Origin of the sequence: Streptomyces curacoi (genome assembly GCF_001513975.1) — a bacterium.
Lineage (GTDB): Bacteria > Actinomycetota > Actinomycetes > Streptomycetales > Streptomycetaceae > Streptomyces > Streptomyces curacoi.
In genome coordinates, this window is sequence record NZ_KQ947985.1 from 336,126 (window position 1) to 357,257 (window position 21,132).

Here is a 21,132-nt window from a genome sequence, read left to right on the forward strand (position 1 = left end):
AGGAGTGAGTCATCGTGAGCGGAGCCACGGGCGCCGGATCGTCCGGTACCTCGACCGGTCCCACGGCCGGTAAGGACACCGACGGCGGCGGCCGTGGCTCCGCCGCGGGTGCGACAGATTCGCACACGACCCAGCTGAAGGCGATCAAGTCGCCTCCGAAGGACTCACCCTCGCCCGACACACCTGGATCCCAGGGGGGAACCGTGACGGACACCCGAGGCCCGCAGACCCAGCATTACGCGGCCGGCGCGGGCTCGGCTGCCCCGGGCGCCCAGCCGCAGCCCGCGCCGACCGGGGCGCAGCAGGCGGCCCCCGCCACGTCGATGTCGCCCCTGCCCGGGGAACGGCCGCAGCAGTCCGCAGGGCCCTACCACCCGCCGCAGGCCTACCAGACGCCCGCTCCGGCGAGCGCCGCGGTACGCCGGCCGCGCACCGGCGCGGGGGCACGCACCACGCCCCGAACCCGTAAGGCCCGGCTGCGCGTGGCCAAGGCCGATCCCTGGTCAGTGATGAAGGTCAGTTTCCTGCTCTCCATCGCGCTGGGCATCTGCACGATCGTCGCGGCCGCCGTCCTGTGGATGGTCATGGACGCGATGGGCGTCTTCTCGACGGTCGGCGGCACGATCTCCGAGGCGACCGGCTCCAACGAGTCGAACGGCTTCGACCTGCAGTCCTTCCTGTCGCTGCCGCACGTGCTGATGTTCACGTCGATCATCGCGGTCATCGACGTCGTCCTCGCGACGGCGCTGGCGACCCTCGGCGCGTTCATCTACAACCTCTCCGCCGGGTTCGTGGGCGGCGTCGAGCTGACGCTGGCCGAGGACGAGTGACCTGCTGTTGAACCGCGGCTGACGGTCCCCCGACAACGGATTTTGGGACTACCCCGGTCGTGCGCTAATCTTCAGGAGTCAGCGCGCGGGACATTCACCGCAGAGCGCGGCGGGGCTATAGCTCAGTTGGTTAGAGCGCATCCCTGATAAGGATGAGGCCACAGGTTCAAATCCTGTTAGCCCCACAGCGAAAAGACCCCCGGTCCACAGGACCGGGGGTCTTTTGACATCGCCGGTGGACACCGACAGGCGGGGCCGCGTCAGGTGGCGTGGTTCGGGCCGTGGAGTGGTTCGGGCCGCGGAGTGGATCGGGTCGTGGAGTGGTTCGGAAGGCCGACCGGTCAGCCGCTGCGTGGCCTCCCGCTGAGCGCTGCAAGCGCCTGCTTTCGAAGCCCCGGTAGGCCTAGGCTGTCCGGATGACCTTGGAATGGGAACAGGTAATCGTTCACTCGGTGGATCCGGTGGCCTTGGGGCAGTGGTGGGCTGAGGCTCTTGGGTGGGTTGTGGTCTATTCCTCCGATGAGGAGTTCGAGATCCGCCCGGAGCCGGATCGCCTGCCAGGGTTGGACTTCGTCCGGATCGATGAGAGTAAGAAGGCCAAGAGCCGGCTGCATCTCGACTTCAGGCCAGATGACCAGGCCGCCGAGGTGGCTCGCCTGGAGGCTCATGGCGCGAAGCGTGTCGACATCGGCCAGGGTGACCAGTCGTGGGTCGTCATGGCAGACCCCGAAGGCAACGAGTTCTGCATTCTTGGCCAACGGCGTCAGTGAGAACCCCTCCACCGGGATAACCCCTCCACCGGGAGCCTCACGGAGCCCGGTTGTCAGTGCCGGATGAGAGCCTGACGGCATGATCGTCGAACGGGCATACGCGCATGTCGCCGAGGGCGAGCTGGGGGAAGGGAGCCCTTGGCCGTGGTCGGTGCCGTGCGTGCGGCAGCTGCTGGATGACGGCCTGAAGTTCACCGCGCCGGTGACGTTCCTGGTGGGGGAGAACGGCTCGGGCAAGTCGACCCTCGTCGAGGCCCTGGCGGAGGGGTTCGGGCTGGACTCCTGGGGCGGATCCGCGGGCTACCGGTATGCCAGTGCGCGCGAGCCTTCCGCTCTGGGCGGCCGCATGAGGTTCGAGGCGACGGCAGCCGGCCGCCGTATGCTGCGCGGGCCGCGCACGCGCCGCAGAGGCTTCTTCCTGCGGGCGGAGACCGCGCTGGACGCGCTGGGCCGGGAACGGGAGACGGGAAGGCTGTCCGGGGCCGTGGACGAGATGAGCCACGGGGAGGGCTTCCTGATGGCCTTCCGGGAGCGGTTCCAGGAGCCGGGGCTGTACGTCATGGACGAGCCCGAGGCCGCGCTGTCCTTCGCTTCCTGCCTTCAACTCGTCGGGCTGCTGCATGAACTGGGGCGTTCCGGCGCGCAGATCATCTGCGCCACGCACTCACCTGTGCTGACGGCGCTGCCCGGCGCCGAGATCATCGAGGTGGGCGACCATGGAATGCGTCCCGTGGAGTGGCGGGATCTGGAACTCGTCGACCACTGGCGGCGTTACCTCAACGACCCGTGGGCCTATCTCCGGCACGTCGTCCGAGCGGGATGAGCTCCGCCGAGGGTCCGTCGTCATGAGCGGTGCTGTGTACGCAAGCTCGCGGTGACGGTGCGGGGCCGGCAAAAGAGGGTTACGGCATGGGGTGTGCCCCGGATTCAGCGCTGGTGCGGGACCAGGGGCTGGGCCGGGGAAGCGGCGGAGAGGCACTCGCCGGGGGCCGAGGCGGACGTGGCCGCCTCCGTGTCCGTGAGCGGGCGGTGCCGGCAGCCGGGGGTCTTGCCGTGGGCCTCGGCGCGGATGCGCTGCTTCATCGTGGGAGGCAGTGACCTGGTGTAGGACCAGGCCCAGTGGGCCATCGCGGGCACCGGTGCCGTCAGCTGCGCGCCGCGGTCGCCGTCGTCGCTGTCGCTGTTGCGCGCCGCGCCGGTGTGCGGTACGGCCGCGGCGGCGGTCGGCGTGAGGAATCCGAGCGTGGTGCACAGCGCGAGGAAGGCGGTGACGATGGTGGTCCACAGGTTCATGACCTTGTTCCGGGTCATGGCCCCTCACTTTCGGGTTGGGCGATTTGCGTACTTTCCTCATGATGTGTATGAGGGCCGAGAAATCATGGACCGACGCCCGTGGCGCGTCGATCTTCAGATGAACAGCACTCGAATGGGTGCATGAAGCCCGAAAAGTGCAGGAAAGCCCAGGAAGGTAGAGGAAGGGGAGAAAAGTCACCCTCTGTCGAGGTGTGATCACCCTCCGATCGGAGCGGCCGGCTCCGCTCCTACTGCGGTCCATCAGACGGAAGTTGACCTCCGACGCAGGTCACCGATCGATATCGGTCGGTGTGTATAGTCGGGCGCCAGAGGTCCCCTACGTCAAGGAAAGACGAGGTCGCGCGGTGAAGAAGCTTCTCCTGGTCGCACTGGCCGCCATCGGCGGGCTCCTCGTGTACCGCCAGATCCAGGCGGATCGCGCCGAGCAGGATCTGTGGACGGAGGCGACTGACTCCGTGCCCACGGGTTCGTGAGTCACCCCAGCGGATTCTGAACAGACCCCGGCCGCCTCGCGGTCGGGGTTTTGTGTGCCCGGGCCCGTGGAGTGTCGTGGTTTCCGGTTGCGGGAGCGGCCCGGAGGCCTTAGCGCCGGAAGTTTCGGACGGTCGTACGGATTGCGTGGGTGACGCGTGGCCGGGCTGGGCAGGATGGGCGACGGTCCCATGGTCCGGCGACGACGAGGGGTGGCACGTGATGAGGCGGCGGCGTACGGCGCGGTGGCGCGGCGCGAAGGAGCGGCGCTGTCATCCCTCGGCACGCGCGCGTGCGGCCGTCGTAGGGGCGCTGCTGCTGGGTACGACGGCTGTTCTGCCGGGCCGGCCGGCGCTCGCGGCCGACACGCCGAGCCCCTACGCCTTCGCCCCCGACGCCCGGCCCGTCACGGGCGCGGCGAGCGCCAAGGATGCCGCCCTCCTCACGCCCGGCGCCACGTACAAGAGCTCCCTGCGGAGCGGCGGAAAGACCTACTACCGCCTCAGCCTCGACGCCACCTCTGACGCGTACGTCTCCGCGACCGCCATCCCCGCCCCCGGCAGCACCGCCTCGGACGGCGACGGCATCAAGGTGACCGTGCAGGGCCCCGACGACCGTGACTGCTCCCGCGACACCGAGACCTTCGGTGTCGCCCACAGCCCACGCCCGATCGTGGCGTGGGGCGCGCGCGAGGTCTCCGCCCACCGCTCCTACTGCCGGCGGGGCGGCACCTATTACGTGATCGTCGAGCGCGTGGGGACGGCGAACGCCACGTGGGACACCTGGGACCTGGAGCTCTTCGCCACCTCGGAGCCTCATCTGAAGCAGGCCGGCGCGACCCGCGCCCCCGAGGCCTGGAACTCCGCCTCGCCGACCCCCCTCACCGGCGAGGTCGTGCGCCGGGAAGGCGGCGCGGGCTTCGCCTCGGCGGTATCCGTCGGACAGGGCGTCTGGAGTTCCGACATCGCGCCCGGTGGGACGCTCTTTTACAAGGTGCCGCTCAACTGGGGCCGACAGTTGTACGCCACCGCCGAACTGGACAGCTCGAACAGCGGCGCCGGCTCCACGGCCGGCGCGCTGAACCTGTCCCTCTACAACCCTGCGCGCGGCCTCATCGACGACGTGAGCGCCCACTACAACGGCAGGCAGAAGGCCGCCGCCGAACTCCGCCCCCTGCCGCCCGTCGCCTACGAGAACCGGTACGACGGCCTCGCCCGATACAGCCGTATGCGGTTCGCCGGTTCCTACTACCTCGTGGTGCACCTCTCCGCCGAAGTGGCCGAGACGTACGGCGACGGGCCTTTTCGGCTGACGTTGCGCGTGCGGATGGAGGGCGCGACGGAGGCCGGTCCGGGTTACGCGGGGGAGTCCGAGCCCAGGGGCGTCTTCGAGGTTGCGGCAGGTGACCTGGGGGTGGCTGCGGGGGGCCAGGGCGGAGAAGGCGGGGGCGACGGGGGCACTGCGATGACCGTGCTCGCGGTGAGCGGGATCGGCGCGGGAACCGTGCTGCTGGGGGCGCTGGGGGTGTGGACCGTCGTGGCGCGGCGGAGGCTTCGGGCCTGGTAGGCGGGCGGTGGCCGGCATTGGGGTTCGAGGGGCGGCGCGATGTCCGGATTCGGGGGCAGGCGGCTCCGCCGCTGTAGGTGGCGTGGTGGGTGCTGGGCGGGCTCAGGGGTAGCTGGCGCTGGGCGGGCTCAGAGGTAGCTGGCGCTGGGTGGGGTCAGGCGTGGCGGGCGCTGGGATGTGGTTGGGCTTGAGGGCTTGGGCGCCGCAGCGAGCTCAGATGTGGGCCAGCGCCCAGAAACCCACGGCGTAGCAGGCCAGGGCCAGCAGCAGGAGCGGCACTGCCACCTTGGCGGGCGGTCCCGGGCGGCGTGCGCGGTCGCGGGCGGAGCGTCGGGCGGCGCGGTGGCCGCCGCGGCGGTGCGGCTGCGAAACCCGCGGTGCCGAAGGTGGAACCTGCGGGCTCTGAGCGGTGTACGAAGCAGTAGAGGCATCGACGCGATGGTCCGGCACCGGCGTCGGTGGCTGGGTCGGGTACTGCGGTGCGTGTGCTTGAGGGGAGGACAGGACGTGCGTGTTGTCGTAGGGGGAGGCGGGGGCGGGGGGACGGTTCGCGCCCTGTGGCTGGCCTGTCTGTCTCTGTTCCTGTGTCTGCCTTGGGGGTGGCGCCTGTGGTCGGGGTGGATGTGGCGCGTGCGAATGCGGCGGGGGTGTTGGGGTCTGAGGGGAGGAGGCGGTGGCCTGAGGCGGTGGCGGTGGCGGCGGCAGATGGAAGCTGCCGGTGTCCGACATGCTCGGAGGCTGGCGCATATGCGGTGCGGATGTGGACTCGGACGATGTGACGTCCGGGGCCGGGGCCGGCCCTGCCACGCCCTGGCGCGGATCGCTCGGGGCGGTGCCCGATCCGGTGCCTCGCAGAGCAGAGCCGGTGGCGGTCGCCACCGACCCGGTAGCTGTCGGCGCAGAGCGATTGTCACCCGGCAAGAAGCCGGTGCCCGTTGTCACAGAGCCGGTGTCAGCACTCCCCGCCGAGCCCGAGCCCGAGCCCGGGCCGAACTGCCGGGAGTCACCCCTGCTCTCCTCAAGCCCAGGCGCCGGTTTGAGCGGCCCGCCCGGCCCGAACCCTGGTGGCAGCGGCCCGATCTGGTCGAAGATCTCGATCAACTCGTCGTCGGGGCCGGGTTCCGGCAGCAGCTCGGCGGCCGAGGCAAGGGCCTTGCGCGCTCCCGTGGCCGTGCGGAACCGCGCGTGAGGATCCGGCTGCAGCAGCGAGGCCACGACCTGCCACAGCGGGTCGGGAATGCCCTTGGGAGCCCTGGGCGTTCCGTGCTCGGTGAAGTACTGGACGAGCGCCTTGGCGTCCGGTTTGGCGCCCTCCAGCAGATACAGCGCGACCAGCCCTACGGCGAACAGGTCGGCGGGGAAGTCCGGTTCCGCGCCCATCAGTTGCTCCGGCGCGAGGTAACCGGGCGTTCCCACCACGAGGTTGGTCTCGGTCAGGCGGGGCTCGCCCAGCCGCATGGCGATGCCGAAGTCGGACAGACGCAGTCGCGGGCGGCCTGTGCCGGTGGCTTCGAGAAGCACGTTGGCGGGCTTGATGTCGCGGTGGACGACACCCTCCGCGTGCACCGCGGCCAGCCCGGCGAGGAGCTGGTCGAGGAGCGTGCAGACGAAGGAGGGCGGCAAGGGGCCGTAGTCCCCGATGAGATGGACCAGCGAACCGCCGGCCACCAGGTCCATGGTGAACAGGACCTTGTCGTCGTCGGCGGCCCAGCTGGCGGGCGCGAGCACATGGGGGTGATCGATCCGCAGGGCCTGCTCGCGGACGAACCGCAGCAGCGAGTGCGCGTCGCTCTGCTGCAGCACCTTGGCGGCCACATACCGGCGGCGGCGGTGGTCCCAGGCACGCCAGACGGCGCCGACGCCGCCGCGTCCGATCGGGTCGACCAGTTCGTACCGGCCGGCGAAGACCTCACCCATGGCTGTGCGTCGCTCCTCCCCCTCCGCTTTCCCCCTTGCTTCCCCCTCGACGAGCGATACGACTCCCCCTCGCTCACTCCCCTTCGCGGTTCCCCCTGGCATTTCCTCGGTAAGAGACCCGCCCCCGTCGGGATCTCACCGTGACGGCCAGGCCACCCGCGTGACCTCGCCAGTGGGCCGCACGCCCCCGTGTCCCCCCCCACGACCTTGGCCGTCGGCCCGGCTGCCGAACCCCCTTCGGTGACCGGGCCTCGGGTTCAGTTCTGGTGGGACTGGTAGTGCGCGACCGCGTCGGAGGTGCGGCCCGCGCCGTACACCCGGAGGAACTCTGCCAGTTCCGGGTGGCTGGGGGCGAGGGTGTCCGCGGCCTCGAGGATGTCTCCGGCGGCCGCCACCGAGCGCAGCAGCGACTGAATCTCACGGACCACCCGCTTGACCGTGGGCGCTCCCGAACTGCTCGTCGTCTGTGTGGTGTTGCTGAGCACCGACCCCCCCTGCGACTTCTTGATCTCCTCCATGCGATCGGTGGCCTCGGCGGCGCTCACGCTGCCGTCCGCGACCTGCCCCGCCAGGTCCTGCAGCAGCTGCACCCGCTGGACCACGGCGGGATTGCCGATCTTCGCCCGCTGGCCGCTCATCAGCTGCGACAGCATCGGTGCGGACAGTCCCAGTACCCCCGCGAGACGAGCCTGGTTGAGACCAAGATCGTCGATGAGCTTACGGAAGAGCGCCCCCAGCGGCTCTCCGTACCAGTTCCGCTGCAGTTCCCGCGCTCTTGCGGTCGCTTCCTGCTGTGCGGCGTCCATTGCGTCTCCCCATCGCTTCCCCAAAAACCGCGGTTCGCTGTAGCGAACCACGCCGAGCATCTTACGGAGAGTGGTCGTTCATCGGGACCCCTAATCTTTTTGCGAGATACCGGGGGCGACCCGGTACTCTGGTCTGCGACGCCCGCCGGAGTGTGGTTCTTCCGGTCGGACGCTCCTCTTCGGGGCCTTAGCTCAGTTGGTAGAGCGCTGTCTTTGCATGGCAGATGTCAGGGGTTCGACTCCCCTAGGCTCCACACCTCGGACCGGTCAGACGCCCTCGCGGGCCTCTGGCCGGTTTTCGTATGCCCTGATCGCCCTAAGGGCGCCACTGGAGTGACCTGCGTCACGTCGCAGGGAGAGGGTGCCGTTGCGGATGTTTGCGCAAATTTGGCGGTGGCGTGAAGTCCGGGTGGTGGTTGCGCAGGCGGCCGACGCGACGCCGGGGTGGCGCGCTCCAGTGGGGAGACCTTGTGTGAGCTGGCGAGAAAGCGATCAGGTAATCAGATGGATGCGCTCCGTCAAGAAAGCGTGTGCGGGCCTTGCACACACAGGCCGTTGCAAACGTCATCGTGGGCGGAGGGCGTAAACAGGCCCCGTTCCGAGGCCGCCGGGGGTGTTCCACGTGAAACATCGCCGTGGGGCGGGAGACCTCAAGTCTCCCGCCCCACGGCGTAGTTCGACGTGCAGGCCGTCACCGGCCTTCACATCACGGGCCCTCGTCGCGCCGGGCCGCTTCCTCCTCGGCCTCCTTCTCCTCGACCTCGGGGTCGAGGACCGACTGGCCGGTGCCGTCCACCGAGGTGAGACGGCCCGACTCAGGGACCTCGGTCGCGGCGGGAGGCTCGACCAACCAGTCCGGGTTGGCCTGCTTGTCCCACCACTTCCAGGCGGCGAAAGCACCGCCCGCCAGAGCGCCGAGCACCGCCAGCGTCTTCACGGCACGGCCGGCCTTGGCGCGCCGCTGATGCTTACGGGCCAGCTTCTGGATCTCCTTCGGCGAAATCTGACCGCGCAACGCGGCCAGCGCGGCGGCACCGCGCGCGGCGGCCTCGCCCTTGACTGGCCCGGCCGCGGCCATCGCCTGCTCAATCCTCGGCCGGGAATAGTCGGCAGCCTGCCGGGCTGCCTGCCGGGCTGCCTGGCGGGTACGGGCGGCGGCCTCATGAGCGGCCTGGTCGACCTTCGGCGGCACATGCGAACGCGCCTGAACCAGGCGCGGCGCGACATGCGTGCCGTACTGCAGGCGGGCCTGCGCGCGGGCCTGCTCGGTGGCCAGCGACACCTTCGGCGCGAGCCGTACGCGTGCCTCGTGTGCGTAGTGGGCGGCCCTGTCCTTGGCGGTGTCGGCGTAGGGCGCCACCACTTCCGCGGCGTGCAGCACGCTGCCCTTCGCCGAGCCGGTCGCGGCGCGCACGCTGTCGATGCGGGTCACGGGTTCCTCCTCCTCGGTGGCGTACGGTATTTCGACTTTCCACCCTTTTACGGATCATGCCTGTCCGACCGCTCCGCGGCATATGAAGACAGGCATATGGGTGCCGATGGAGTTGATCGAGTGCAATAGCGGATCAATGCGGGGCAACGGGAGCTTGTCGTCGACAATGCCACGGATCGGCGCGCCGCGCCCCCCGTCCCGTGACTACTCGAGCAGTTTTCTGCAAGGGGATCGGCCCAGCCGCACACCGATGAACGAGCGTCGGGCGACGTACGCCGCCGTCCATGCGAGGATCGGGGGGTCACAGGAAGACAACGGAAGGCAGATCGTGGCTGAGCAGCTCTACGCCACCCTGAAGACCAACCACGGCGACATTGAGGTCCGGCTCCTCCCGAACCACGCGCCGGAGACGGTCAGGAACTTCGTCGAGCTCGCCAAGGGCGAGCGTGAGTGGACGAACCCCGCCACCGGCGAGAAGTCCACGGCCAAGCTCTACGACGGCACGGTCTTCCACCGGGTCATCAGCGGCTTCATGATCCAGGGCGGTGACCCGCTGGGCAACGGCACCGGCGGTCCCGGCTACCAGTTCAAGGACGAGTTCCACCCGGACCTCTCCTTCGACAAGCCCTACCTGCTGGCCATGGCCAACGCCGGACCGGGCACCAACGGCTCGCAGTTCTTCATCACCGTCTCCCCGACGACGTGGCTGAACCGCAAGCACACCATCTTCGGTGAGGTCATCGACGGCGCCAGCCAGAAGGTCGTCGACTCCATCGCGACCACCCAGACCAACCCGCGCACCGACCGCCCGCTCAACGACGTCGTCATCGAGTCGGTCGTCATCGAGGAACGCCAGGGCTGAGCCCGATACCTCCCGCAGGGAACCAAACGCCCCGCTCATCCGTAAGGATGAGCGGGGCGATGCGTGAGGCGTGCATCGCGTACGACGACCTAGGGGACCCCATGGACCAGCCGGCAGGCAGCTCGCAGGACGCACAGAGCCTGCCCGTCTGCTACCGCCACCCGGACCGCGAGACCGGCATCAGCTGCACCCGCTGCGAGCGGCCGATCTGCCCGGAATGCATGGTCAGCGCGTCCGTCGGCTTCCAGTGCCCCGAATGCGTGCGCAACGGCTCCGGCACCGGACACGCCCCCAGCGCCTCCCGCCCCCGCACCCTCGCCGGCGGCACCGTCACCACCGACCCCCGCCTCGTGACCAAGGTCCTGATCGGCATCTGCCTCGCCGTGTTCCTGGCCCAGCTGTCGATGGGCGACCCCTTCACCGACCGCTTCGACCTCATGGGACGCGCCTACGTGTCGGAACTCGGTGACTTCGAAGGCGTCGCGGAGGGCCAGTGGTACCGGCTGCTGACGTCGATGTTCCTGCACGGCAGCTACATCCACATCCTGTTCAACATGCTCAGCCTGTGGTGGATCGGCGGTCCTCTCGAAGCCGCTCTCGGCCGGATCCGCTACATCGCGCTCTATGTCGTCTCCGGCCTCGCGGGCAGCGCGCTCACCTATCTCATCGCGGCCCAGAACCAGTCCTCGCTCGGCGCCTCCGGTGCCATCTTCGGGCTCTTCGGCGCCACCGCGGTGCTCATGCGCCGACTCCAGTACGACATGCGCCCGGTCATCGCCCTGCTCGTGATCAACCTGATCTTCACCTTCGGCCTGGCGCAGATCGCCTGGCAGGCGCACATCGGCGGCCTGGTCGCGGGTGTGCTCGTCGGCTACGCCATGGTCCACGCCCCGCGCGAGCACCGCACCCTCGTGCAGTACGGAACCTGCGCGCTCGTACTGGCCGCCGTAGTGCTCTTGACGCTGCTCAGGACGGCTCAGCTCACCTGACGTACCCGGTTGTCCACAGCGTGTGGCGGATCTTGTGCACGCTGTGCGGGAACAACTGTGCCCCCTGTCACTGACCCGTGTTTCCGCAGGTCAGGCAGGGGGCGAACAAGTTTTCGGGAGTCGGTGTCGACCGGTAGTTCCGTCACACCGGCGTCAACGCTCGGCGGGTTATCCACAGATCGTCTTTCTTTTTCAACACTGTGGAAAACGGCTGTGGATAACTCAGTGGATAGCCCTGGGCAGAGCTGAGTTCACCACGACGGAACCGCCTCTTCGCCCGCTACTTCCACTGTGTGGAGACGCCGAATCCGGCGGCGATGAAGCCGAAGCCCACGACGATGTTCCAGTTGCCCAGCGCGTCGATGGGCAGTGAACCGTCGGTCACATAGAAGACGACGATCCAGGCGAGGCCGATGAGGAACATGGCCAGCATCACGGGGGCCACCCAGGCGCGGCTGTTCAGCTTGATGGCGGTCGCCTGCTTCGACGACGGCGGCGTGTAGTCGGCCTTCTTGCGGATACGTGACTTCGGCACGAGGGTCTCTCCTGTCGATGCGCTGCGTGGCCGCGCAGGGAACTGTGGCTGGCTCGGGGCAGCGTACAAGGGGACTCTGATTGCTCCCCCGGGCGTCCGTTAGCGTAGTGCTTCCGTGGCGCTGAAGGAGATAAGGGTACGTTGAGCAATTCTGCCGACTCTCCCGGGACGGGATCCAGTCCTGTCCGCAACCGCTTCCGGCCGGTGCGGGTGCTGACCGCGGCTGTCTTCGCTCTCGCGGGTCTCATTTTCTTCACCAGTTTCAATACGGCCAAGGGCACCAATATCCGTACGGATGCCTCGCTCCTGAAGCTTTCGGACCTCATCCAGGAGCGCAGCCACGAGAACCGCGAGCTCAACGAGTCCAATGCGGCGCTGCGCGGTGACGTCGAGGCGCTGGCCGAGCGGGACGACGGCAGTACCAAGGCCGAGGACGACAAGCTGGCGGCGCTGGAGAAGAGCGCGGGCACCCAGAAGCTGACGGGCGAGGCGATCACCGTCACCCTCAATGACGCCCCGCCGGACGCGACCGCCAAGCTTCCGGGTTATCCCGAGCCGCAGCCGGACTACCTGGTCATCCATCAGCAGGATCTCCAGGCGGTGGTCAACGCGCTGTGGGAGAGCGGTGCCAAGGGGATCAAGGTCATGGACCAGCGGCTGATCTCCACCAGCGCCGTGCGGTGCGTGGGCAACACGCTGATCCTGCAGGGCCGGGTCTACTCACCGCCGTACAAGATCACGGCGGTCGGTGATCCGGAGAAGATGCAGAAGGCGCTCGCGGCGTCTCGGGCGATCCAGAACTACATGGTGTACGTCAATGTCTACGGCCTCGGCTGGAAAGTGACCGAGGACGGGACGGTGACTCTGCCGGGCTACTCGGGCACAGTGGATCTGCAGTACGCCAAGCCCGTGGAGTGAGTCTTCTCTGGAGCTGCCGGTGCGTGTCGTCGTCAGGACCGTCAGCGAACTGTTCATCACCGCCGGCACCGTGATCGTTCTTTTCGTCGTCTATGTGCTCTTCTGGACCGGCGTGAAGGCCGACAACGTCATGGACGACCAGATCGACCAGTTGCAGGAGCAGTGGGCACAGGGAGCCGTACGGCCGACGGCTCCGGCAGCGGGGGGCGCCGTGAGCCCGGGGGAGAGCGCCGACGCGAGCCCGCCGGAGCCCGCTCCCTACACCGCGGACGAACCCTTCGCGATCATGTACATCCCGCGCCTTGGTTTCACGTGGAACAAGCCGGTCCTCGAAGGCACCGCCACCAAGACCCTCAAGAAGGGCCTCGGCCACTACGCGAACACCGCCCAGCTCGGCCAGAAGGGCAACTTCTCGGTTGCCGGTCATCGGCGGACGTACGGCGATCCGTTCAAGGACTTCCCGAGGCTGCGGCCGGGCGATGCGGTGGTGCTGACGGACGGAACGACCTGGTTCACGTATCGGATCGACAAAGGCCCCTACAAAACGCTGCCCACGGACATTGAGGTGATCGACCCTGTGCCACGTAAGTCGGGGTACACACGTGAAGGCCGCTATCTGACCCTGACCACGTGCGATCCGGAGTGGGGGCACAGTCATCGGTTGATCGTGTGGGCACATCTGGACTCCACACAGCCTGTGGAGGCCGGGAAACCGGAGGCGTTGCGCCGTTAGTCTGTTGGCTGTACGGCGTGAGTCTGGTGCCGTGGTGCGACGGAAGGGACGGCATGTACGGCTGGATCTGGCGGCATCTGCCGGGGAACGCGTGGGTGAAGGCGCTGATTTCACTCGCGCTGGTCGTGGCCGTGGTCTACGTCCTCTTCAACTACGTCTTCCCGTGGGCCGAACCGCTGCTGCCCTTCAACGATGTGACGGTGGACAACCAGTGAGCGCGCGCATTCTCGTCGTGGACAACTACGACAGCTTCGTCTTCAACCTGGTTCAGTACCTGTACCAGCTGGGCGCCGAGTGCGAGGTGCTGCGCAACGACGAGGTGTCGACGGCACACGCCCAGGACGGCTTCGACGGTGTGCTGCTGTCGCCGGGACCGGGGACGCCCGAGGAGGCCGGGGTCTGCATCGAGATGGTGCGCCACTGTGCGGCGACCGGGGTGCCCGTTTTCGGCGTCTGCCTGGGGATGCAGTCGATGCAGGTGGCGTACGGCGGTGTCGTGGACCGTGCGCCTGAGCTGCTGCACGGCAAGACGTCGTTGGTCGAGCACGAGGGCAAGGGCGTCTTCGCGGGTCTGCCGACGCCGTTCACGGCGACGCGCTACCACTCGCTGGCCGCCGAGCCGGCGACCGTGCCGGCCGAGCTGGAGGTCACGGCCCGCACGCACGACGGCATCATCATGGGCCTGCGCCACCGTGAACTGCCGGTCGAGGGTGTGCAGTTCCACCCCGAGTCGGTGCTGACCGAGCACGGGCACCGGATGCTGGCCAACTGGCTGGTGGAGTGTGGCGACCAGGGCGCGGTGGCGAGGTCGGCGGGGCTCGCCCCGGTGGTGGGCAGGGCCACGGCGTGACCGCGCTGCGCCCCGAGCGCGAGTCCGGCGCCGCTTACGGGGACTCCTTCACGGAGTCCTACGGCGACGTCGGCGACCAGGGCACCTCGTACGGGCAGGAGCCGTACGAGGCGTCCGGTGCGCTTGGGGAGTGGCACGGCGCGGCGGGCTACGTCGCTCAAGGGCAGGGCAACGACGGCTACGGCACGAGCGACGGGTACGGCGGAGAGGGGTACGCGGAGCCGTACATACCCCCCGTGGACGACGAGACCGTGGCGCTGCGGATACCGGATCCACCCGCAGGCGAGTCCATAGCGGCGTCTGCCGCCTCCTCAGCCCCTTCCGCCACAGGAACCACCGGAACCACCACCGGCGGCCGTGCGGCCCGTAGAAAGGCCGCCAAGCGGCGTCACGGGCGTCATGGGGGCTCCCGTCGGGCGGCGGAGGCCGTCGACAGCGACTCGGAGGCGTCCCAGGCCCCCCTGTCGCGTGTGGAGGCCCGCAGACAGGCCCGGGCGCGCAAGCCCAGCCCCGGGGTGTTCGCCAGCCGGGCGATCGGGGAGGTGTTCATCACCACCGGTGTGCTGATGCTGCTGTTCGTGAGCTACCAGCTGTGGTGGACGAACGTCCGGGCGCATGCGCAGGCGGACAAGGAGGCGAGCAGCCTCCAGGAGGACTGGGCGAGCGGCAAGCGCAACCCGGGGGTCTTCGAGCCGGGGCAGGGCTTCGCCATCCTCCACATCCCGAAGCTGGACGTCGTCGTCCCGATCGCGGAGGGCATCAGCAACAAGAAGGTGCTCGACCGGGGCATGGTGGGTCACTACGGCGAGGGCAAGCTGAAGACGGCGATGCCGGATGCCAAGACCGGCAACTTCGGGCTGGCCGGGCATCGCAACACTCATGGTGAGCCGTTCCGGTACATCAACCGGCTCTCCCAGGGTGACGCGATCGTCGTGGAGACGCAGGACAAGTACTTCGTGTACAAGATGGCGTCGATCCTGCCGGTGACGTCGCCGAGCAACGTGAGTGTGCTGGATCCGATTCCGCCGGGGTCGGGCTTCACCAAGCCGGGCCGCTACATCACGCTCACCACGTGTACTCCGGAGTTCACCAGCAAGTACCGGTTGATCGTCTGGGGCAAGATGGTCGAGGAACGGCCGCGCAGCAAGGGCAAGCCGGATGCGCTCGTCAGTTAAGGGCAGATGAATAGTGGCAGCGACCACCGACGGCACGGAAGAGCACACGGCGGCGCCCGCGTCACGGCGCCCCCCGGCACGCCGTCGCGGCATGGGCCGGATCGCGATGGCGGTCAGCGTCTTCGGCGAACTCCTCATCACGGCGGGTCTGGTGCTGGGCCTGTTCGTCGTCTACTCGCTGTGGTGGACGAATGTCCTCGCCGACCGCGCGGCGGACAAGCAGGCCGACAAGGTCCGTGACATCTGGGCCCACCAGGACGACGGCTCCGGCCGCCCGGCCACGTTCGACTCCAAGGACGGCATCGGCTTCCTGCATGTGCCCGCGATGAGTGGCGACGAGATCCTCGTCGAGAAGGGCACGACGTCGAAGATCCTCAACGACGGCGTCGCCGGCTACTACACCGACCCGGTCAAGGCGACCCTGCCCACGTCCGGCAAGAAGGGCAACTTCTCTCTCGCCGCCCATCGGGACGGGCATGGCGCGGAGTTCCACAACATCCACAAGATCGAGAAGGGCGACCCGATCGTCTTCGAGACGAAGGACAAGTGGTACGTCTACAAGGTCTACGCCCTCCTTCCCGAGACCTCGAAGTACAACGTGAAGGTCCTGTCCGCCATCCCGAAGGAGTCGGGCAAGACCAAGGCGGGCCACTACATCACCCTGACGACCTGCACGCCGGTGTACACGAGCCGGTACCGCTACATCGTGTGGGGCGAGCTGGAGCGGGTGGAGAAGGTGGACAAGGAGCGGACGCCGCCGGAGGAGCTGCGCGGCTGACGGATCGGTCCGGCCAAAAGAAAAGTCCCGGAACCTTTCAGGTTCCGGGACTTTTGCGTGGCGTAGGGACTCAGTCCTCCGTGCGGGCGGACGTTCCCGTCACGCCGCCGAAGATCCCGCCGTTGTTGCCGCCCCCGTTGTTGCCGCCTCCGTTGTTGCCGCCGAAACTGAGGGTGGTCAGCGTGACCTGGGTGTTCGCCGGGTCGTCGACGTCCTGGCCGGCCTTCGGGTCCTGGTCGGAGACGAAAGCGGTGTCGCTCTGGTCGCTGCCGTCGGCGAACTGGATGTTGGTGAAGCCGTTCGCCTGCAGGATCTGCTTGGCCTGGCCCACCGTCTGACCGACGACGTTCGGCACCTTGGTCTTCTGCTGGGCCTGCTTGCCGATCTGGATGGTCACCGTGGAGTTCTTCTCGGCCTGGCTGCCCGCCTCCGGCGAGGTCGAGATGACCTTGCCGACCTGGTTCGGGTCCTGCGTCTCCACTTCGACGCAGTTGCCGACGAGGTTGTTGGCCGTCATCTGGGCCTTCGCCTCGTCACAGGACTTGCCGAGGACGTCCGGAACGGTGGACTTCTCCTTCTCCTTGGCGACGGTGAGGGTGATCGTCGAGCCCTTCTCCTGCTCGGTGTCGCCCTTGGGATCCTGGCTGATGACAATCCCTGGAGTCCGGTCGGACTCCTGGGCCTTCTGATCGACCTCGAAGCCCTTGTCCTCAAGCTCGGCCTTGGCCTTCTCGAAGGTCAGGCCCTCGACATCCGGCACCGTCTCCTTCGGGGCGCCGGTCGACACCACGATGTTGACCGTGGAGCCCTTGTCGACCTTGGTGGGGGCGTCAGGGTCCTGGTCGCAGATCTTGCCCTTGGGCTGGTCCTCGCACTCCTTCGGCGTGACCGTTCCTATTTTGAGCTCGGCGTTGTCGAGAAGCGTCCTGGCGCTTTTCTCGTTCTCGCCGATGAGGTTCGGCACGGCGACCTGGTTGTTGCTCACGCCCTTGCTGTCGAACACCCACTTGCCGATCAGGACCGCGCCCACGAGGACCAGCACAGCGGCGACGACCAGCAGGATGGTCGAGGTGTTGGACTTCTTCTGCCGGCGCCGGTCGACGCGGTCGTCGTAGCCGAAGCCGCCCTCGTCGGGGTTCATGGGCGGCAGCATCGACGTGGCGCCCGCGTCCGTGGCGCGCAGGGCCGTGGTCGGCTGGTCGTCGGGGTAGCCGCCGTAGCCCACCGAGCCCATGGCGGCCGTGGCGGCGACGGGCTGGCCGTCGAGGCAGGCCTCGATGTCGGCGCGCATCTCGTCGGCCGACTGGTAGCGGTAGTTCGGGTCCTTGACCAGGGCCTTCAGTACGATCGCGTCCATTTCGGGCGTGATCTCGGGGTCGAAGACCGACGGGGGCTGTGCCTCTTCCCGCACGTGCTGGTACGCGACCGCGACCGGGGAGTCGCCGACGAAGGGCGGGCGGACCGTGAGCAGCTCGTAGAGGAGGCAGCCGGTCGAGTACAGGTCGGACCGGGCGTCCACCTGCTCGCCCTTGGCCTGCTCCGGTGAGAGGTACTGCGCGGTGCCGATGACGGCGGCGGTCTGCGTCATCGTCATGCCGGAGTCGCCCATGGCGCGGGCGATGCCGAAGTCCATCACCTTGACCTGGCCGTTGCGCGTCAGCATGACGTTCGCGGGCTTGATGTCGCGGTGGACGATGCCGTTGCGGTGGGCGTACTCCAGGCCCTGGAGGATGCCGATGGTCATCTCCATGGCGCGCTCCGGGAGCAGCTTGCGGCCGCTGTGCAGGAGCTCACGGAGTGTGGAGCCGTCGACGTACTCCATGACGATGTACGGGATCGACACGTTGTCGATGTAGTCCTCGCCCGTGTCGTAGACCGCCACGATCGCGGGATGGTTGAGCGAGGCGGCCGACTGGGCCTCCCGGCGGAACCGGGCCTGGAAGGACGGGTCGCGCGCGAGGTCCGCGCGCAGCGTCTTCACCGCCACGGTGCGGCCGAGGCGGGTGTCATGCGCGAGGTAGACCTCCGCCATGCCACCACGACCGAGCACCTGGCCCAGTTCGTACCGGCCGCCGAGGCGACGCGGCTCTTCCATAAGCTACCTACCAGCCCTCTCCGTCGGTCCCGCCTTCACCCTTGTGGGTTCGGCGGTGTGCCGTCCGGGCATACCGTACCCGGCTCATCTTGTGTGACCTGGCCAAGCCCGTAACCCGATACAGGACCGGTATCGCAACGTGCACCGATGTGAAGGGGACGTGAGCGGGGTCACTTCTTGTCGTTGATGACCGCCTCCATGACCTTCTTCGCGATGGGGGCCGCGAGGCCGCCGCCGGAGATGTCGTCGCGGTTGGCGTTCTCGTCCTCGACCACGACCGCGACCGCGACCGGCGCGCTGCCGTCACTGAGCTTGGCGTAGGAGATGAACCAGGCGTACGGCTTCTCGCTGTTGTCGACACCGTGCTGGGCGGTACCGGTCTTGCCGCCGACGGTGACGCCGTCCATCTGTGCGCTCTTGCCGGTACCGTCCTGCACGACCGTCTCCATCATCGACTGCAGGATCTGAGCGTTCTCCGGCGTCAGCGGCTGGCTCAGTTCTTCCGGCTTGGTCGTCTCGATGGGGTCGAAGTTCGGCGCCTGCAGTTCGTCCACCATGTACGGCTTCATCAGCTTGCCGTCGTTGGCGACGGCCGACGCGACCATCGCCATCTGGAGCGGGGTGGCGGCGGTGTTGAACTGGCCGATGGAGGACAGCGCGGTCTGCGAGGGGTTCATGTCGTTGGAGAAGACCGACGCGTTGGAGCGGACCGGCGTGAACTGCTCCGAGGTGAAGCCGAACTGCTTGGCCGTCTCCAACATGTCGTCGTTGCCGAGGTCCGATCCGATCTTGCCGAAGACGGTGTTGCAGGAGTACTGCAGGGCGACCCTCAGCGTCGCGTTCTTGCAGGGGATGTTGCCCTCGTTCGGCAGCTCGGTGGTGGTGCCCTCCATGACCCAGGGGTCCGGCGACTTGGTCTTTTCGTCCGCGCTCTTGTACAGGCCGTGCTCCAGCGCGGCGGCCGCGGTCACGACCTTGAAGGTGGAGCCGGGTGGGTAGACCTCACGCAGCGCCCGGTTGAGCATCGGGTCGTCCGGGTTGTTCTTCTTCTGGAGCTTCTGCCAGGCCTTGGTGTCCGTGCTCGTGGAGTTACCGGCGAACGACGAGGGGTCATACGACGGGTAGGACGCCAGGGCCAGGATCTTGCCGGTGGACGGCTCCAGTGCCACGACGGCACCCTTGCCGCGTTCCTTGAGGCCGTTGTACGCCGCCTTCTGGGCAGCGGCGTTCAGGGTGGTGACGACGTTGCCGCCCTGCTGGTCCTTGCCGGTGATCATGTCCAGGGTGTTGCGGAAGAACAACCGGTCATCGTTGCCGGTGAGGATGCCGTCCTCGATGGACTCCAGCTGGGTGGCGCCGAAGGCCTGGGACGCGTATCCCGTGACGGGCGCCCACATAGGCCCGTTCTTGTAGGTGCGCTTCCACTTGAAGTCGCTGCCCGTGGTCTCCACGGAGCCGGTGATCGGATTGCCGCCGACGATGATGTCGCCGCGTGGCTGGGCGTATCGCTCGATGGAGATACGGCGGTTGTTCACGTTGTCCTGCAGCGCGTCCGCCTTGACGTACTGGAGCCAATTGTCGCGGATGAGCAGGGTGAGGATGAGCAGTCCGCAGAAGATCGCGATTCGGCGCAGGGGCTTGTTCACGGGCGGACCACCTGGGTCATCTCGGCGTCGGGGTTGGAAACGGGGGCCGGGGCCGGGCGGCGTGCGGTGTCGCTGATGCGCAGCAGGATGCCGATGAGGGCCCAGTTGGCGATGACGGAGGAGCCACCGGCCGCGAGGAACGGCATGGTCATACCGGTCAGCGGGATCAGTCCCATGACGCCGCCGGCGACGACGAAGATCTGCAGGGCGAAGGCGCCGGACAGGCCGACCGCGAACAGCTTGCCGAAGGGGTCGCGGGCCGCGAGTGCGGTCCGTACGCCGCGCTCGATGATCAGGCCGTACAGCAGCAGCATCGCCATGACACCGGCCAGCCCGAGTTCCTCGCCGAAGGTGGAGAAGATGAAGTCGGAGTTGGCGGCGAAGCCGATGAGGTCGGAGTTGCCCTGGCCGAGTCCGGTGCCCATGACGCCGCCGGAGCCGAACGACATGATCGACTGGCCGATCTGCTCGCAGGCGCCGGAGGTCTTGTAGCAGCTCCAGGGGTCGAGCCAGGCGTCCACACGGGCCTGCACATGGCTGGCGAACGAGGCGACGCCGACGGCACCGGCAGCCGACATCAGCAGACCGATCACGATCCAGCTGGTCCGTTCGGTGGCGACGTACAGCATGACCACGAACATGCCGAAGAACAGCAGCGACGTACCGAGGTCGTTCTCGAAGATGAGGATGAGCAGGCTGACGGCCCAGATCGTGATGATCGGGCCGAGGTCACGGCCCCGCGGCAGGTAAAGGCCCATGAAGCGACGGCTGGCCAGGGCCAGGGCGTCGCGCTTCACCATCAGGTAGCCGGAGAAGAAGATGCCAATGATGATCTTCGCGAACTCGCCTGGCTGGATGGAGAAACCGGCGACGCTGATCCAGATCTTGGCGCCGAACACGTCGGCGCCGAGCCCCGGGACCAGCGGCAGGAGCAGCAGCACCAGCGCGGCCACCATCGAGATATAGGTGTAGCGCTGCAGGATGCGGTGGTCCTTGAGGAAGACCAGGACCACGACGAACAGGGCGAGCCCCACGGCCGAGTACATCAGCTGGTTGGGTGCGGACGGGCTGAAGACGCCGTAGAGGTTCTCCGCGAGCTGCTGGAGCCGCTGCGACTGGTCCAGGCGCCAGATGACGACCAGCCCCAGCCCGTTCAGCAGCGTCGCGATCGGCAGCAGCAGCGGGTCTGCGTACGGGGCGAACTTCCGTACGACTAGATGGCCGATGGCCGCGAGCAGGCCGAGCCCGAGGCCGTAGCCCGCGAGGCCGGCCGGCACTTCGTCGTTGATCGCCAACCCCACGTTGGCGTAGGCGAACACCGGAATGACAACCGCGAACACCAGCAGCGCCAGCTCGGTGTTGCGCCGGCTGGGCGCGCCGATGGCGCCGATCGTGGACGTGTGGTGCGTCGGCGAGTTCGTAGTACTGCTCATCGTGTGACGGGG

At 68.0% G+C, this 21,132-nt stretch carries 21 protein-coding genes and 2 tRNA genes; 15 read left to right on the forward strand and 8 right to left on the reverse strand.

What is annotated here, in order from left to right; all coding sequences use genetic code 11:
• Nucleotides 1-14 precede the first annotated feature (14 nt).
• From AQI70_RS06980 to AQI70_RS06995, 4 genes are all read left to right on the forward strand, one after another.
• Nucleotides 15-830 (forward strand): DUF3566 domain-containing protein, encoded by an 816-nt coding sequence (locus AQI70_RS06980; RefSeq protein ID WP_062145575.1) that lies wholly within the window; start codon nucleotides 15-17, stop codon nucleotides 828-830.
• A gap of 111 nt (nucleotides 831-941) precedes the next feature.
• Nucleotides 942-1,015 (forward strand) — tRNA-Ile (locus tag AQI70_RS06985).
• Between the two features lie 231 nt (nucleotides 1,016-1,246).
• Nucleotides 1,247-1,600 (forward strand): VOC family protein, encoded by a 354-nt coding sequence (locus tag AQI70_RS06990; RefSeq protein WP_062145577.1) that lies wholly within the window; start codon nucleotides 1,247-1,249, stop codon nucleotides 1,598-1,600.
• Nucleotides 1,601-1,679: 79 nt separating this feature from the next.
• The gene (locus AQI70_RS06995) at nucleotides 1,680-2,423 is read left to right on the forward strand and encodes an AAA family ATPase (RefSeq protein WP_062145580.1); all 744 of its coding nucleotides are present in this window, start codon (nucleotides 1,680-1,682) and stop codon (nucleotides 2,421-2,423) included.
• Nucleotides 2,424-2,527: 104 nt separating this feature from the next.
• Here AQI70_RS06995 and AQI70_RS07000 read toward each other — a convergent pair whose 3' ends face one another.
• Entirely contained in the window at nucleotides 2,528-2,911 is a 384-nt protein-coding gene (locus tag AQI70_RS07000; RefSeq protein WP_062145582.1) for a DUF6344 domain-containing protein, read from the reverse strand.
• Nucleotides 2,912-3,258: 347 nt separating this feature from the next.
• On the opposite strand from AQI70_RS07000, the gene AQI70_RS40025 reads away from it, so the two are divergent.
• Together AQI70_RS40025 and AQI70_RS07005 are read left to right on the forward strand one after the other, a co-directional pair.
• Nucleotides 3,259-3,387, forward strand: coding sequence for a DLW-39 family protein (locus tag AQI70_RS40025; protein WP_003999697.1), 129 nt, complete (start codon nucleotides 3,259-3,261; stop codon nucleotides 3,385-3,387).
• A gap of 220 nt (nucleotides 3,388-3,607) precedes the next feature.
• Nucleotides 3,608-4,951: a hypothetical protein gene (locus AQI70_RS07005; protein ID WP_062145584.1), complete on the forward strand. Its 1,344-nt coding sequence runs from the start codon at nucleotides 3,608-3,610 to the stop codon at nucleotides 4,949-4,951.
• A 213-nt stretch (nucleotides 4,952-5,164) separates the two neighbouring features.
• On the opposite strand, the gene AQI70_RS07010 is transcribed toward AQI70_RS07005, so the two are convergent.
• Together AQI70_RS07010 and AQI70_RS07015 are read right to left on the reverse strand one after the other, a co-directional pair.
• Complete coding sequence (locus AQI70_RS07010; protein ID WP_062145586.1) at nucleotides 5,165-6,868, reverse strand: serine/threonine-protein kinase; 1,704 nt, start codon at nucleotides 6,866-6,868, stop codon at nucleotides 5,165-5,167.
• Between the two features lie 257 nt (nucleotides 6,869-7,125).
• A complete protein-coding gene (locus tag AQI70_RS07015) occupies nucleotides 7,126-7,674 on the reverse strand; it encodes a helix-turn-helix domain-containing protein (RefSeq protein WP_062145588.1) in 549 nt (182 codons plus the stop codon).
• Between the two features lie 181 nt (nucleotides 7,675-7,855).
• Between AQI70_RS07015 and AQI70_RS07020 the strand changes: the two genes are divergently transcribed.
• Nucleotides 7,856-7,928: transfer RNA gene (locus tag AQI70_RS07020), tRNA-Ala, on the forward strand.
• Between the two features lie 452 nt (nucleotides 7,929-8,380).
• Here AQI70_RS07020 and AQI70_RS07025 read toward each other — a convergent pair.
• Nucleotides 8,381-9,106, reverse strand: coding sequence for a DUF5324 family protein (locus AQI70_RS07025; RefSeq protein ID WP_062145590.1), 726 nt, complete (start codon nucleotides 9,104-9,106; stop codon nucleotides 8,381-8,383).
• A gap of 328 nt (nucleotides 9,107-9,434) precedes the next feature.
• On the opposite strand from AQI70_RS07025, the gene AQI70_RS07030 reads away from it, so the two are divergent.
• Nucleotides 9,435-9,968: a peptidylprolyl isomerase gene (locus tag AQI70_RS07030; protein WP_003999691.1), complete on the forward strand. Its 534-nt coding sequence runs from the start codon at nucleotides 9,435-9,437 to the stop codon at nucleotides 9,966-9,968.
• 101 nt (nucleotides 9,969-10,069) lie between these two features.
• Nucleotides 10,070-10,957, forward strand: a complete 888-nt coding sequence (locus tag AQI70_RS07035; protein ID WP_062146498.1) for a rhomboid family intramembrane serine protease — start codon at nucleotides 10,070-10,072, stop codon at nucleotides 10,955-10,957.
• Nucleotides 10,958-11,237: 280 nt separating this feature from the next.
• Here AQI70_RS07035 and crgA read toward each other — a convergent pair whose 3' ends face one another.
• Entirely contained in the window at nucleotides 11,238-11,492 is a 255-nt protein-coding gene (gene crgA / locus AQI70_RS07040; protein WP_062145592.1) for a cell division protein CrgA, read from the reverse strand.
• A gap of 141 nt (nucleotides 11,493-11,633) precedes the next feature.
• Between crgA and AQI70_RS07045 the strand changes: the two genes are divergently transcribed.
• From AQI70_RS07045 to AQI70_RS07065, 6 genes are read left to right on the forward strand one after another with little or no spacing between them, the layout of a single operon-like run.
• Nucleotides 11,634-12,410, forward strand: a complete 777-nt coding sequence (locus AQI70_RS07045; protein WP_079051183.1) for a DUF881 domain-containing protein — start codon at nucleotides 11,634-11,636, stop codon at nucleotides 12,408-12,410.
• Between the two features lie 19 nt (nucleotides 12,411-12,429).
• Nucleotides 12,430-13,143: a class E sortase gene (locus AQI70_RS07050; protein ID WP_062145596.1), complete on the forward strand. Its 714-nt coding sequence runs from the start codon at nucleotides 12,430-12,432 to the stop codon at nucleotides 13,141-13,143.
• A gap of 17 nt (nucleotides 13,144-13,160) precedes the next feature.
• Nucleotides 13,161-13,358: a hypothetical protein gene (locus AQI70_RS38380; RefSeq protein ID WP_167358882.1), complete on the forward strand. Its 198-nt coding sequence runs from the start codon at nucleotides 13,161-13,163 to the stop codon at nucleotides 13,356-13,358.
• A complete protein-coding gene (locus tag AQI70_RS07055; protein ID WP_003999685.1) occupies nucleotides 13,355-13,993 on the forward strand; it encodes an aminodeoxychorismate/anthranilate synthase component II in 639 nt (212 codons plus the stop codon). The genes AQI70_RS38380 and AQI70_RS07055 overlap by 4 nt, the downstream gene beginning before the upstream one ends.
• Complete coding sequence (locus AQI70_RS07060; protein WP_062145597.1) at nucleotides 13,990-15,168, forward strand: class E sortase; 1,179 nt, start codon at nucleotides 13,990-13,992, stop codon at nucleotides 15,166-15,168. The genes AQI70_RS07055 and AQI70_RS07060 overlap by 4 nt, the downstream gene beginning before the upstream one ends.
• Nucleotides 15,169-15,181: 13 nt before the next feature.
• Entirely contained in the window at nucleotides 15,182-15,946 is a 765-nt protein-coding gene (locus AQI70_RS07065; RefSeq protein WP_062145599.1) for a class E sortase, read from the forward strand.
• Between the two features lie 70 nt (nucleotides 15,947-16,016).
• Here the strand turns inward: AQI70_RS07065 and pknB are convergent, their stop codons facing one another.
• From pknB to AQI70_RS07080, 3 genes are all read right to left on the reverse strand, one after another.
• The gene (gene pknB / locus AQI70_RS07070) at nucleotides 16,017-18,041 is read right to left on the reverse strand and encodes a Stk1 family PASTA domain-containing Ser/Thr kinase (protein WP_062145601.1); all 2,025 of its coding nucleotides are present in this window, start codon (nucleotides 18,039-18,041) and stop codon (nucleotides 16,017-16,019) included.
• A 170-nt stretch (nucleotides 18,042-18,211) separates the two neighbouring features.
• Complete coding sequence (locus tag AQI70_RS07075) at nucleotides 18,212-19,687, reverse strand: peptidoglycan D,D-transpeptidase FtsI family protein (RefSeq protein WP_003999681.1); 1,476 nt, start codon at nucleotides 19,685-19,687, stop codon at nucleotides 18,212-18,214.
• Nucleotides 19,684-21,120, reverse strand: coding sequence for an FtsW/RodA/SpoVE family cell cycle protein (locus AQI70_RS07080; RefSeq protein WP_003999680.1), 1,437 nt, complete (start codon nucleotides 21,118-21,120; stop codon nucleotides 19,684-19,686). The genes AQI70_RS07075 and AQI70_RS07080 overlap by 4 nt, the downstream gene beginning before the upstream one ends.
• Nucleotides 21,121-21,132 lie beyond the last annotated feature (12 nt).